Below are 13,311 nucleotides of genomic sequence, written 5' to 3'. Positions count from 1 at the left end.
GCGGTCAGGCTACTCCCGCCGCGCGACACGGGCGTCAGCGGGGTGCCTTCACCGGCAGCAGGAGCAGGAAGCCCGCGATCAGGACGATCACGATGCCGAGGATGCCGAACGCCGTCTGGGCGGTGAGCACGATCAGGAGCGTCCAGGCGCCGGAGGCCATCCAGCTCGCGGCCCGACCGGTCGTGGCGTACAGCCCGAAGATCTCACCCTCGCGTCCGGCCGGGGTGACCCTCGCGAGGAAGGAGCGGGCGGAGGCCTGTGCGGGACCGACGAAGGCGCAGAGGATGAGTCCGCCGATCCAGAAGACGATGGTCCCGCCGTCGCGCAGGAAGAACACGCCGAGACCGGCGACCACCATCGAGCCGAGCGACAGCAGGATGATCCGCTTGGGGCCGAACCGGTCGTCGAAGCGTCCGGCGATGATCGTGGAGATGCCCGCGATGAGGTTGGCGGCGATGCCGAAGATCACGATGTCGAGGAAGGCGAAGTGGAAGACCGTCGACCCGATCACGGCGCCGAACGCGAAGACGCCGCCCAACCCATCGCGGAACACGGCGCTCGCGAGCAGGAACCAGAACGTCGGCCGCGTCTCGGGGGAGCGGTAGAGGCCGATGACGTCCTTGACCAGCAGGCCGTAGGAGGCGAAGAAGCCGACCTTGCGCTCGGGGCGGCCGAGCGAGGGCTCCGGCACGTTCAAGAAGATCGGGATGCTGAACACGATCGCCCAGACCGCGCAGCCGACCGCGATGATGCGGAACGGCAGCCCGCCGTCCGAGGGGAGGCCGAACCAGTCCATCATGTAGAAGACGATCACGATGACCAGGGCGATGATGCCGCCGAGGTAGCCGAACCCCCAGCCGAGTCCCGAGATGCGCCCCACGGTCTTGGGGTTCGCGATGCCGATCAGCATGGCATTCGAGTTGACCGCCGCGATCTCGCCGAACACCGAGCCTGCCGAGATCAGTGCCACGCCGAGCCAGAAGAGCGTGGGGGTGGGCTCGACGAACCAGAGCCCGAACATGCAGAGGATGAGCGCGCCCGTGCCGATGCCGAGCCAGAGCTTCTGCCGTCCCGCCGCGTCGGCGCGCTGACCGAGCACCGGTGCGAGGAGCAGGATCGCGAAGGCCGCGATGGTGGAGCCGAGTCCCAGGCCTGAGGTGAGATCGGCGATGGCCGCCTCGTGCGCCCGACTGTTCGGGTCGAGGGCGGCGACGTCGGCGGGGAGGAATGCCTCGGTCGTCAGGTACAGCGCTGTGAAGATGAACGTCAGGATGACGGTGTTGAAGGGCTGCGTCGCCCAATCCCACAGCGCCCAGGAGTAGACCTGCTTCTTCGGTGCCGGCGTCTCGCCGCGCAGGTCGAGGCCGACGACGGCCACGGCGCCGCTGTTCGCGGTCGCCACGGGTTCAGGCACGGCGCCGTGCCCCTCGGTTTCGCTCATTCTCGAAGTCTGGCGGCCCCCGGTGAACGCTCGGTGACGGCGCGCCGCACTGATATTCGGGGTCACGCTCGTTCCGGTCGCAGCTCCCGCCGCGCGAATGCGCCGGAGGCGGCAGCAACGGCCACCGGAACGGAGGGACGGTGGGGGATGCGACTCAGTCCGTGCGGAGAGGGCGCAAGGTGCGGGCGTAGTCCTCCTTGAGCACGGCGAGGTGCAGCCAGGCCTCGATGCGCGTGACTCCCGGCAGCGCGCGCAGACGCTCCAGACTGGCGTACAGGGCTCCGGCCGATGGCTCGACGAGCGTGGCCACGGCGTCGAACCGGCCGAGGGTGCGCGCGGCGAAATCCACACCGCGCCCGCGTCGCAGCTCGTCGATCACGGCTTCGTCGTCGTCGCCGAGCGTCATGCCGACGCCCATCGACAGCTGCCGGTGCGCGAGCCCGCGAGCCTCCACCGCGCTGATCTTGATCACCCCGGCGTCGATCATCCGCTGCACCCTCGTCGCGACGGCCGAGGGGGAGAGACGCACCTCCTCACCCAGCGCGCGGAAGCTCTTGCGCCCATCGGCCTGCAGCTGCTCGATCAGCGCCTCGTCGATCGTGTCGAGCGTGACCCCGCCGTGGTACTCCGAGACGAAGAAGCCCTTGATCACGGTCGAGTAGATGATCGTGCTGATATCGAGGACGCCGTCGATCGCGCGGATCAGGGCCAACAGGTCGTGCAGCTCCGACATCGAGCCGACGCGCACCTCGGTGACCACGTCGTGCGCCCCGCCCACCGCCGACACCAGCACGGTCTCGCTCATGTCGCGCAGGTGCTCGGCCACGAGTTCGACCGACCCGTCGGTGCGAATCGACACGTGGGCGAGCACGTGCTGGCCGAGGAAGACCGGGTCGACGGCGGCCACGACCCGCACGGTGCGGTCGGCGAGCATCGTGCGCAGCCGGGCGGCGACCGCGGCCCGGGACTGCCCGAGCCGTTGCGCGAGCGAGAGGATGCTGGCGCGGCCGTCTTCCTGCAGTGCGCGGATGAGTTCGGCGTCGAAATCCATGGTTCCGCTCATTTCGTCAGTTTCCCGCGATCGCACGCTTCGTCGTGCGCAAGTTCAGTGTAGGAGGCAGGCTTGCCATCGGGAAGGCGTGCATTGTGCGGATGCGCGATCATATATCCAGTGAATCCCCGTTATCGCTGGAGTTCTGCCCTTGCTGGCAGCGCTGCACGTCCGTAGCATCCTTCGCTATCCGACATCTTCCGCAAAGGAGCGGGCACCCCCCATGACCACTACCTCCACCAGCGGCACCCACAGCCGGGCGCGCCGCGCCGGCATCGCCGCCTTCGTCGGTACCACCATCGAGTGGTACGACTTCTACGTCTACGCGACCGCCGCGGCGCTCGTCTTCGGTCCGCTGTTCTTCCCGAGCGGCGACCGACTGGCCGAGACCGCAGCAGCCTTCGCGACCTTCGCTGTCGCCTTCCTCGTCCGCCCGCTCGGTGGCATCATCTTCGGGCACATCGGCGACAAGCTCGGCCGGCGCACGTCGCTCGTGATCACGCTGCTGATGATGGGCGCGGCCACGGTGCTCGTGGGCTGCCTGCCCACGTACGAGAACATCGGCATCCTCGCCCCGATCCTCCTCATCCTGCTCCGTGCGGTGCAGGGCCTCGCCGTCGGCGGCGAGTGGGGCGGGGCGGTGCTCATGAGCGTCGAGCACGCCCCCGAGAAGTCCAAGACCTTCTACGGCGGCTTCACGCAGCTCGGCAACCCGGCCGGTGCCCTTCTCGCCTCGGGCATCTTCGCGATCATGACCCGCATGGGCGACGACTTCATCATCAACGGAGGCTGGCGCATCCCGTTCCTGCTGTCGATCGTGCTGGTCGGCGTCGGCTTCTGGGTGCGCTACCGCGTCGAGGAGACGCCGGTCTTCGAGGCGAAGGTCGAGGGACGCAAGCAGTCGATGCCGCTGGCCTTCGCCCTGCGCACCAACTGGCGTCCGATCCTGCTCGGCATCGGCATCCTGCCGATCTCGACCGGCGGCTACTACCTGGCCACCACCTTCGCCACGGCCTACGCCACCGGCGACACGGTCGCGATCAGTGAACAGGTCATCCTCGACGCCATGACGATCGCCTCCTTCGTGGAGTTCGTCGTGACCCTCCCCGTCGCCTGGCTGGGCGACAAGTGGGGCCGCAAGAACGTCATGTACATCGGCCTGATCACCTCGGTGCTCACGTTCGTGCCGTTCCTGCTGATCCTGCCCGGACGCATCGAGCCGCTCATCTTCCTGTTCGCCTCGTTGGTGCGCATCGCGATGAGCGCGACCTATGCGCCGATCGCCGCACTGCTCTCGCAGATGTTCCGTCCGCAGGCCCGCTACACCTCGATCGCGCTGTCGTACGGCGTGGGCGCGGCTGTCTGGGCCGGCTTCTCGCCCTGGTTCGCGACGCAGCTCATCGCCTGGACCGGCAGCATCTGGTCGGTGATCGCGATGTTCATCGGCATGGCGCTCATCGCCGGGATCTGCACGCGGCTCGCGCCGCAGCACTCCGACGAGGCACCCGTGACGGCGTCCTTCACCGCACGCACGGACACGACGGCGAACCGCCTGCCCTGACGGCGCACCGACCCCGACGACGTCCCCTCCCGCACGCCACGACCGCGAACAGGTTCCCCATGAGAAAGCTCACCCCCTTCGACCGCTCGGCCCAGACGGCACCCGTCCTGCTGACCGCGCACGCGATCCACACGGCGGATGTCGCGGCCTCCACCGCCACGGCGATGCTGACCGATCGCGGGCGGATCCTCGCGATCGGCACCCTCGCCGACTGCGAGGCCGCGGCCGAGCGGGGTGGGCTCTCTCCGGAGCGCATCGACCTCGGCGACGGGGTCGTGGTCCCCGGCTTCGTCGACGCCCACGCGCATCCGCTCATGTTCGGGCAGATGATGAGCTGGGTCGACTGCGGGCCCGAGAAGGCAGGCAGCATTCCCGAGATCGTGGCCCTGCTGAAGGCCGCGGCTGCCGACCTGCCCGCGGGGCGCCCGGTGCGCGGCTACGGCTACGAGCAGCGCAACCTCGCCGAGAAGCGGCATCCCACCCGCTTCGAGCTCGACGAGGTCGCCGCCGACCGCGAGGTGTACCTCATGAACGCCTCCGGCCACGGTGGGGTCGTGAACTCGCACACCCTCACGATCAACGGCGTCGACCGCGACACCCCGAACCCCGACGGCGGTGAGTTCTTCCGCGATGCCGAGGGCGAGCTGACCGGCGAGCTGTCGGATGCCGCGTGCAACATCCTCACCGGAGTGCACGGCGTGAAGATCGGCCACCACGGTCCGAACTTCCACCTCGCCGACGAGCCCGAGGAGCACCTGCGCCAGCTGGATGCCGCGACCCAGCGGTTCCTCGCCGGCGGGGTCACCTCGATCGGCGACGCCCAGGTCACGCGCCGCGAGTTCGACATGTACCTGCGACTCGCCGAGGCCGGGCGCCTGGAGCTGCGGGTGTCGATGTACCTGCTCTCGCACCTGCTCGACGAGGCGCTCGAGATGGGGCTCGTCGGGCAGTTCGGCAACGCGCACCTGAGCTTCGCCGGCATCAAGTTCTATGCCGACGGCACGCTCGGTGGCTGGACCGCGTACTTCCCCGACGGCTACGTCGGCGACCCGTGCCGTACCGGGCAGCTCTACCACGAGCCCGCCGAGTACGCGGGGCTCATCAGCAAAGCGCACGCCGCGGGGCTGCAGACCGCCACGCACGCCCAGTCGCCTACCGCGATCGAGATGGTCGTGTCGGCGATCGAGGCCGCGCTCGCCGAGCATCCGGATGCCGACGCCCGCCACCGCATCGAGCACTGCGGCCTGCCCACGCCCGAGCAGATCGAGCGGATGGCCCTCTCCGGAATCCGTCCGGTCAACCAGACCCAGCACTACTTCAACTGGGGTGAGGGCGTGGAAGAGGCCATCGGCACCCCGGGCGAGCGCTTCAACCCGCTGGGAGAGTTCGAGCGGGCGGGTGTGCCGTTCACCATCTCGTCGGATGCTCCGGTCGCCGAGCCGATCCCGCTCGAAGCCATCCAGACCGCCGTCACCCGCGTCACCCGCCGCGGACACAAGCTCGGGCCGGACGACCTGCGGGTCTCCGCGCTCGCGGCCCTGCGCGCACACACGATCGAGGGTGCCGTATCGATCGGGCGCGAAGACGACCTGGGTTCGCTCGAAATCGGCAAGTACGCCGATTTCGTGGTGCTCTCCGGCGACCCGCTGGTCGTGCCGGCCGAGGAGATCTCGGCGATCACGGTGCGCGAGACCTGGGTCGACGGCACGCGTCGTCACCGAGTGTGAGGATGACACGATGAGCACCGACACCACGACGGCAGGGCAGTACGCCGACACCGCAGGGCGAGCCGTGCTGGAGACGATCCGCGCCTACGGCGTGACCGCGATCTTCGGCATCCCCGGCACCCACAACCTCGAGCTCTACCGGCCGCTCGCCGACCTCGGCATCCGCGCGGTCACGAACCGCCACGAGCAGGGGTCGGGCTACGGGGCCGACGGTTGGGCGCAGCAGACCGGCCTCCCCGGCGTCGTCATCACGACCTCGGGCCCCGGACTGCAGAACGCCATGAGTGCGATCGGCACGGCGTTCTGCGAATCACGGCCGCTCATCGTCCTCTCACCGGGGGTGCCCCTCGGTGCGGAGTTCGCCGACGTGGGCACCCTGCACGAGACGAAGGACGCCACGGCCATGGTCGGCGCGATCGCCGAGTGGTCTCGTCGCGTGACGAGCGCCCCCGAGGCCGTCGAGGCCGTCCATGATGCGTTCGCGCTGTTCCGCACCGGTCGTCCCCGTCCTGTGCACATCGAGATCCCGCTCGACGTGCTGGAGGCTCCGGCCGACGTCTCCGCCGAGGCGCGGCGACCGCGCCCGGTGCCGACCCGGGTCTCCGGGGAGCCGACCGCGCTCGCCGAGGCGGCCCGTCTGCTCGCCGACGCGAAGACGCCTGTGATCGTCGCCGGTGGGGGAGCGGTGGATGCCGCGCACGAGGTCACAACCCTCGCCGAGCGACTCGGTGCCCCGGTGCTGACCACGCTGAACGGCAAGGGTGTGGTCGATGAACGGCACCCCCTCTCCCTCGGCTCGAACCTTCGTCTCGCGGCCGCCCGCGTCGTCGCGGAAGACGCCGACGTGCTGCTCGTGGTCGGCTCGAAGCTCGGCGAGGCCGAGCTGTGGGCACCGCGACTCGAAGCCCGTGGAACCGTGATCCGCATCGACATCTCACCGGCGCAGCGCGACAAGAACCTCGCCGCGACCGTCGGGATCACGGGCGATGCGGCCGCCGTTCTGGAGGCGCTGCTGACGTCCCTCCCCGCCGAGACCCGCCCGCCGCGCGACCTCACGGCCGAACGTGCGGCGATCGACGTCGAGATGCGGGAGACCGCACCCGAGACGGTCGCCCTCGCCGAGATCATCGCCGACGCCCTGCCCGACGACGCGATCGTCGCGGGCGACTCGTCCCAGATCGTCTACATGGCGCTGGGCAGCGTGCTGCGGGCGGCCCATCCCCACTCTCTGCTCTACACCCCCACCTACGCGACCCTCGGCTACGGCCTGCCCGCGGCGATCGGCGCACGGGTCGCGCAGACCGAGCACCCGGTCGTGACCGTGATCGGCGACGGCGCCCTGATGTTCTGCGTGAACGAGCTGGTCACCGCGGTCGAGCAGCGCCTCGATGTCACGGTCGTGTGCGTCGACAACGGCGGGTATGCCGAGATTCGGCAGAACGAGGTCGATCGCGGCATGGCCCCGATCGGCGTCGACCTGGTGCAGCCCGACTGGGCGGCGCTCGCGACGGCCTTCGGAGCGACCGGCCGCCGCGTGAAACGGCGCGACGACATCGCGTCGAGCATCCGCGCCGCGATCACCGCCGGGGGCGTGCAGCTGGTGCACATCCCGCAGCATGCCCTCTGAGCCCCACTGACCCTCCAGATCACCCCGACGAACAGGAACGAGCAATGACCGAGAACGTGGGCCCCATCGACGCGTCCGTGAACCCCCGCTACTCCGGCATCGCGACCTTCGCGCGCCTGCCGCGCATCGAAGACGTGCCCCGTGCCGACATCGCGGTCGTCGGCATCCCCTTCGACTCCGGCGTCAGCTACCGGCCGGGCACGCGGTTCGGTCCTTCGCACGTGCGCGAGTCGTCGCGCCTGCTGCGGCCGTACAACCCCGCGCAGGATGTGTCGCCGTTCGCCATCGCGCAGGTCGTGGATGCCGGTGACATCCCGGTCAACCCGTTCGATCTGACCGAGGCCGTGACCGAGGTCGAGCGTGCGGCGCTGGCCCTCGGCGAGCAGGTGCAGCGCATCGTCACGATCGGCGGCGATCACACGGTGGCGCTGCCGCTGTTGAGGGCGGTCGCCGCGAAGCACGGTCCGGTCGCGGTCCTGCATTTCGATGCCCACCTCGATACGTGGGACACCTACTTCGGGGCTCCCATCACGCATGGCACCCCCTTCCGTCGGGCGAGCGAGGAGGGTCTGATCGACCTCACCGCGAGCTGCCACGTGGGTACCCGCGGCCCCCTGTACTCGAAGCAGGACCTCGAGGACGACGAGCGCCTGGGCTTCTCGATCGTGTCGAGCGAGTACATCGAGGAGCACGGGGTCGAGGCCGGCATCGCCCGCATCCTGCAGCGCATCGGCGACAAGCCGCTGTACGTGTCGATCGACATCGACGTGCTCGACCCCGCTCACGCACCCGGTACCGGCACCCCGGAGGCCGGTGGGCTCACCAGTCGCGAGCTGCTGCGGATCCTGCGCGCTCTGAAATCGCAGAACATCGTCGGGGCGGACGTGGTCGAGGTCTCGCCCGCCTACGATCACGCGCAGATGACCGGCATCGCCGCGAGCCACGTGGTCTACGAGCTCGTGACGCTGCTGGCCGCCCGCCTCGCCGCCTGACGTCGCAGCTCCTGCCGCTCGCATCCGTCCCGCCGTTTCCGGCCGCGCCGCACGCGGCCCGCCGGTTCCGGTCGCAGTTCCTGCCGCGCCGCACGCGTCCCGCTGGTTCCGGTCGCAGTTCCTGCCGCGCCGCACGCCGCCGGGCGGCAACAACTGCGACCGGAACCTCCCGGATGCGGAACCTCCCGGATGCGGAACCTCCCGGAGGCGACACCTCACGTGTACGACGCGGCGAGCATCTCGGCGAACAGCTCCTCGGGGTCGCACTCCACCCGGCGGCGGGTGAACCAGTCGCAGAGGTTCACGCAGTCGCGGTGCAGCAGGTCGAGCCCCTGCGGGTTCGCGATGATGTCGACGATCTGCGGCAGGTCGATCACCCGCACCCGCCCGTCGTGCACGAGCAGGTTGTAGGCCGAGAGGTCGCCGTGGGCGAAGCCGGCTGCGGCGAAGATCCGCATCAGGTCGACGACCTGCGCGTAGTAGCCCTGCAGCTCGGCGCGGTCTCCGCGGGCCTGGGCCAGGCGGGGCGCGGCGGTCCCGTCGGCGTCGCCGAGGAACTCCATCAGTACCTCGGTGCCGTTCACCTGCACGGGATACGGCACCGGGGCACCGAGCTCCCACATCCGGCACAACGCCTCGAACTCGGCGAACGACCACTGCGCGGCGGCCACCTCGCGACCGTGGTCGGACTTCTTGGCGAGGGCCCGCGTATCGCGGGTGTTCCGTGTGCTGCGGCCCTCGGTGTAGACGGATGACCGGTGGAAGCTGCGGTGTTCCGCGCTGCGGTAGCGCTTCGCCGCGAGCAGCGTGTGCCGCGTGGGATCGCCCGGCACCGCACGTTCGAGCAGGAACACGTCGGCCTCCTTGCCGGTCTTGAGGATGCCGCGCTCGGTGTCGAGTGCGCCCGCCGAGGTCACGACCCACGCGGGCCACGGCTCGGGGCCGCGTTCGGAGGGGGTGATCGCCGGCCACGTGGACCAGCGCTGGCCCTCGCCAGGATCGACGTCGGCGAAGGAGAGTTCGGTTTCGAGGGAATCGAAGGCGGCGGGATCGAACGTGGCGGGATCGAACGCGGTGGAATCGAGCGGGGATGCGTCGAAGGACGCGGCTTCCGAGGAAGCGAAGAGATCAGACACGATGTGGCTCCGGGAGCAGGAGGCCACACCACGATCAGGAGCGGGCGGCCTCGAAGGGAAGATGGTCGGCGGAGAGCGCGACAAAGACGGTGTTCATGTCCTCGGCTCCTTCCGCTCGGGCTTCCCGGGCTCGTCCCGGTGCGTCGTCGAGCCTAGGGCGTTCGCGGCGGGCTTGTCCAGACCCGCGGACGTTCGCCCCGTCGGTAGTTCCGTCGAGGGTTCGGCCCGACGCGCCCGGACGAATGGTCGGGTGCCGCGGACGACCGGTCGGGCGACGCCGTCCCGATCCTGCGAACGTGGAACCATGACCACGACCGCCCCCGTTCCCACCCTGCCGTCCTCCGCAGCGTCCCGCATCCGCTACGGCGGGTTGATCGTGCTGATGCTGATGGGCTTCCTGCTGGTCACCGCCGAGTTCCTGCCCAACGGCGTGCTCACCGAGATGGCCGACGGGCTCGGGGTCACCCCGGGTCAAGCCGGACAGACCGTGACCGTGACCGCGCTGGTCGGACTCGTGGTCGCGCCGACGGTCGGACTCATCTTCCCGCGCCTCGACCGCCGGTCGCTGCTGGTGTGGATGGCGCTCGCCGCCGCGGTGTCGAACCTCATCGTGGCGATCTCGCCGAATCTGATCATCGTGTTGCTGGCGCGCTTCCTGCTCGGGGCGGCGATCAGCGCGTTCTGGGCGATGTCGATCACGGTCGCCGCACGTCTCGCGGGACCGGCGAACCTCGGCCGCGGTGTGATGTTCACCTCGGCCGGCGTCTCGCTGGCGACCGTGGCCGGCGTACCGCTGGGCGTCATGCTGAGCGAGCTCGTCGACTGGCGGATGGTCTTCGCCATCGCGGGTGTGCTGATGGTCGTGCTCGCGGTCGTCCTGCGGTTCGCGCTGCCGTCGGTGCCGGCGGAACGGGCATCGAGCCTGCGTCTGCTCGTCGACACCCTGCGCCGTCCCGGCATCGGTCTCGGCATGGTCGGGCACGTGCTCGTCGTGCTCGGACACTTCCTCGCCTACACGTACGTGCGTCTCGCGCTGGAGCGCATCCCGGAGGTCGACGCCTCGACCATCGTCGTGCTGCTCGCGCTGTTCGGCGTCGGCGGCCTGCTCGGCAACATCACGATCGGCCTCGTCATCGACCGCACGTTCGCCTTCTTCGCGGTGTTCGCGCCGCTGGTGATCGCGGTGTCCGTCATCTCGATGATCCTGTTCTCGGGGTCGATCATCGGCGTCGGCATCGTCGTGCTGGTGTGGGGCTTCTTCTTCTCGTCCTGGCTGATCGTCGCCAACACCTGGGTCGGGCACCGCATGCCCGATCGGCTCGAAGCCGGCGGCAGCCTCGTCGTGGTGGGCTTCCAGGGGGCGATCACGCTCGCGGCCGGCATCGGCGGACTGCTCGTCGACACGCTGAACGTCGAACTGGTCTACGTGATCGGCGCCATCTCGCTGCTCGCGGGCGCGGTGCTCTTCGGCGCCTCGAACCGCGTCAGCAGCAGGGGCTGAGAGGGTTCGGAATCTTTCCGGCGGGATCTTTCAGGCGGGGACAGGAGTGCGGTTCGCGAGCCGCCAGGCGGAGGGGGTCTGTCCGGTGCGGCGTCGGAACGCCCGACTGAACCCTTCATCCGAGGCGTAGCCGAGTTCGCGGGAGACATCCGAGACGCTCCGTCCGGCGTCGAGCATCCGCTTGGCCGCGTCGACGCGAACTTCGGTCACGTAGTCGGCGGGCGAGCGACCGACGGCGCTGCGGAACCGCTCGGCGAACGTGGAGCGCGACATGGCTCCGATGCCGGCGAGGCGCTCGACCGTCCAGTCGCGGCCGGGCTCCTCGCGGATGGCGTCGACGACCCGGTCGAGGAAGGGGTCGTTCGACAGCGACGGCCAGCCCGAGGGAGCGCAGCCGTTCGCAGCCCAGGCGCGGATGACCGACAGCAGCACCGTCGTCGCCATCATGCGGCAGATGATGGGATCGCCCTGGCGGGCGGGCTTCAGGGTGTGGTCGATCACGCCCATGTTCAGGGCGAGGGCCGCGGCGGCCGGCTCCACGGTGTCGAACCCGGTGACGGTGAGGAAGGGCGGCAGCAGTGCGGGCAGCGGCGACGCCGCATCCGCGAGTTCGATATCGGCGATCATGAGGCTCGTGGTGCTCGCGGCCTCGAGGACGAACGCTGAGCGGCCGATGGTCAGGAAGGCGTCGCCCGCGACCAGCACGTCATGCCGGTTCTCCGGGGTGGAGGGGCGCGCCTTCGAGTCCGGGTCGACGTCGAGTCGGCAGCCGTCGCCGAGCGGAGGGTGCCCCAGGACTCCGCCCTCCACGACGTAGACCAGCGTGATGGCACCGGCAGGGATCGGCAGCAGCGCTCCCGCAGCGAGAGAGGTGCGCCGGCCGATGCCGACGCGGAGGTCGACGGCGCCGAGCACGTTCGAGAGCGCGTCCGCATCCACTGTCACCATGCCTTCGGCAACATCGCGAGGCGGTGAGCTATTCCACTGCCGGCGGGGTCAACCGTTCGATTGATTCGAACGAGATGTCCGGCGGATACGGTGGAGGGACCCCACCCGAGGAGTACCGTGTTCCGCACACCCGACCGTCTGTTCCGAGTTCTCGCGATCGCGGAGGCGATCACCTGGACGATCCTGATCGCCGCGATCATCGCCCGCGCCGTCGGCGCTCCGGGGATCGTGGTGACCGTGGGCGGTGGCATCCACGGGTTCGTGTTCCTGTCGTACGCGGCGACGGCGATCCTGGTCGCATTGAACCAGCGCTGGCACGTCGGCGTCGGCGTGCTCGCCGTGGCCAGTGCCATCGTCCCCTACGCGACGATCCCGATGGAGATCTGGCTGCATCGCACCGGTCGACTCACCGGCGACTGGCGCCTCGATGCGACGGACGACCCGCGGGATCGCCGCTGGTACGACCGACTGATGCGCTGGTTCCTGCAGCGGCCATGGGTGCTCGCGCTGTTGCTGGTCGTCGGCATCGTCGCGCTGTACGTCATCCTGTTGCTGATCGGCCCTCCGGGCGGCAAGTGAGTCCATGCGGTCGCGCCGCCGCTGCGCTCAGGGAGTGACGACGACCGCGTTCTCCTCGTTGATCGCGGCCATCGTCGCCTCCGCATCCGCGGCGGTGCAGTCCACGATCACCGACAAGCCGACTCCGGTCTGAGTGAATGCGCGCGCGGCCATGAGCCAGGTGCGGCTGCCGTCCACGCCCACCACCTGGCGCATCTCGACGCCCCCGCTCCCGCCGGCCATATAGCTGAACTCGCCGGTGGTCGCGAGCGCGGTGACCTCGCTGGTCGGAGTCTGCAGCAGCACACCGAGGATCGCATCGGACGACGCGCTGTCGTCCCCGGCGACCACGGGCACGTCGGTCGTGTACCCCTGCCAGAACCGTGCTGTGCAGGTGCCGTCGACCGTGCCGTAGGTCCAGCCGCCGTTGCCGTCGTCGGGTGAGACCGTCTTCCACCCGTCGTCGGCCATGAGCCCGTCGCCCCATTCGATGTAGGTGTCGTCGGCGAGATCGAGGCCTTCGGCGAAGGTCAGGGTCGAACCGGGCGCCTCGTCGACGGGTGCATCGGTCTCCGTGCTCGGCGAGGTGGCGTCGGACGGCGATGTCGCGGGGATCTGCGCGTACAGGCATCCGCTCAGCGAGAGCACTCCCGTGACAGCGATCGCGGTGGCGGCCAGGCGCAGGGGGATGGAGGAGGTGCGCGTCATGCGGGCCAGCCTAGCCCCGCGCCCCGCGCCCCGTCCTCGACTCCCGTGCCGTCCTCGACTC

The 13,311-nt window shown here is 69.8% G+C and carries 11 protein-coding genes; 6 read left to right on the top strand and 5 right to left on the bottom strand.

Annotated features, from left to right (window positions below):
- Positions 1 to 34: 34 nt before the first annotated feature.
- Entirely contained in the window at positions 35 to 1,441 is a 1,407-nt protein-coding gene (locus GZ64_RS0100790; protein ID WP_029259364.1) for an MFS transporter, read from the bottom strand.
- 154 nt (positions 1,442 to 1,595) lie between these two features.
- Entirely contained in the window at positions 1,596 to 2,504 is a 909-nt protein-coding gene (locus GZ64_RS0100785) for an Lrp/AsnC family transcriptional regulator (protein WP_231479798.1), read from the bottom strand.
- A gap of 211 nt (positions 2,505 to 2,715) precedes the next feature.
- On the opposite strand from GZ64_RS0100785, the gene GZ64_RS0100780 reads away from it, so the two are divergent.
- From GZ64_RS0100780 to speB, 4 genes are read left to right on the top strand one after another with little or no spacing between them, the layout of a single operon-like run.
- A complete protein-coding gene (locus GZ64_RS0100780) occupies positions 2,716 to 4,053 on the top strand; it encodes an MFS transporter (RefSeq protein WP_029264788.1) in 1,338 nt (445 codons plus the stop codon).
- Between the two features lie 59 nt (positions 4,054 to 4,112).
- Positions 4,113 to 5,780, top strand: coding sequence for an amidohydrolase (locus GZ64_RS0100775; RefSeq protein ID WP_021201676.1), 1,668 nt, complete (start codon positions 4,113 to 4,115; stop codon positions 5,778 to 5,780).
- A 10-nt stretch (positions 5,781 to 5,790) separates the two neighbouring features.
- On the top strand, positions 5,791 to 7,407 hold the full coding sequence (locus GZ64_RS0100770; protein WP_029264787.1) for a thiamine pyrophosphate-binding protein: 1,617 nt from the start codon (positions 5,791 to 5,793) through the stop codon (positions 7,405 to 7,407).
- Positions 7,408 to 7,451: 44 nt separating this feature from the next.
- Positions 7,452 to 8,399 (top strand): agmatinase, encoded by a 948-nt coding sequence (speB, locus tag GZ64_RS0100765; RefSeq protein ID WP_021201678.1) that lies wholly within the window; start codon positions 7,452 to 7,454, stop codon positions 8,397 to 8,399.
- Between the two features lie 215 nt (positions 8,400 to 8,614).
- Here speB and GZ64_RS0100760 read toward each other — a convergent pair whose 3' ends face one another.
- The gene (locus GZ64_RS0100760) at positions 8,615 to 9,535 is read right to left on the bottom strand and encodes a serine protein kinase RIO (protein WP_029264786.1); all 921 of its coding nucleotides are present in this window, start codon (positions 9,533 to 9,535) and stop codon (positions 8,615 to 8,617) included.
- Between the two features lie 304 nt (positions 9,536 to 9,839).
- Between GZ64_RS0100760 and GZ64_RS0100755 the strand changes: the two genes are divergently transcribed.
- A complete protein-coding gene (locus GZ64_RS0100755) occupies positions 9,840 to 11,036 on the top strand; it encodes an MFS transporter (protein ID WP_029264784.1) in 1,197 nt (398 codons plus the stop codon).
- Positions 11,037 to 11,066: 30 nt separating this feature from the next.
- Here GZ64_RS0100755 and GZ64_RS19345 read toward each other — a convergent pair whose 3' ends face one another.
- Positions 11,067 to 11,984: a helix-turn-helix domain-containing protein gene (locus GZ64_RS19345; protein ID WP_029264783.1), complete on the bottom strand. Its 918-nt coding sequence runs from the start codon at positions 11,982 to 11,984 to the stop codon at positions 11,067 to 11,069.
- 117 nt (positions 11,985 to 12,101) lie between these two features.
- Here GZ64_RS19345 and GZ64_RS0100745 point away from each other — a divergent pair, with 117 nt between their 5' ends.
- Positions 12,102 to 12,563: a DUF3817 domain-containing protein gene (locus GZ64_RS0100745; RefSeq protein ID WP_021201682.1), complete on the top strand. Its 462-nt coding sequence runs from the start codon at positions 12,102 to 12,104 to the stop codon at positions 12,561 to 12,563.
- A 27-nt stretch (positions 12,564 to 12,590) separates the two neighbouring features.
- Here GZ64_RS0100745 and GZ64_RS0100740 read toward each other — a convergent pair whose 3' ends face one another.
- Positions 12,591 to 13,250, bottom strand: a complete 660-nt coding sequence (locus GZ64_RS0100740) for a hypothetical protein (RefSeq protein ID WP_029259356.1) — start codon at positions 13,248 to 13,250, stop codon at positions 12,591 to 12,593.
- Between the last annotated feature and the right edge of the window lie 61 nt (positions 13,251 to 13,311).

Origin of the sequence: Microbacterium sp. Cr-K32 (assembly GCF_000708345.1) — a bacterium.
GTDB lineage: Bacteria > Actinomycetota > Actinomycetes > Actinomycetales > Microbacteriaceae > Microbacterium > Microbacterium maritypicum_A.
The sequence above is the reverse complement of the archived record's forward strand: the minus strand, read 5'-3'. Positions and strand labels throughout refer to the sequence as shown.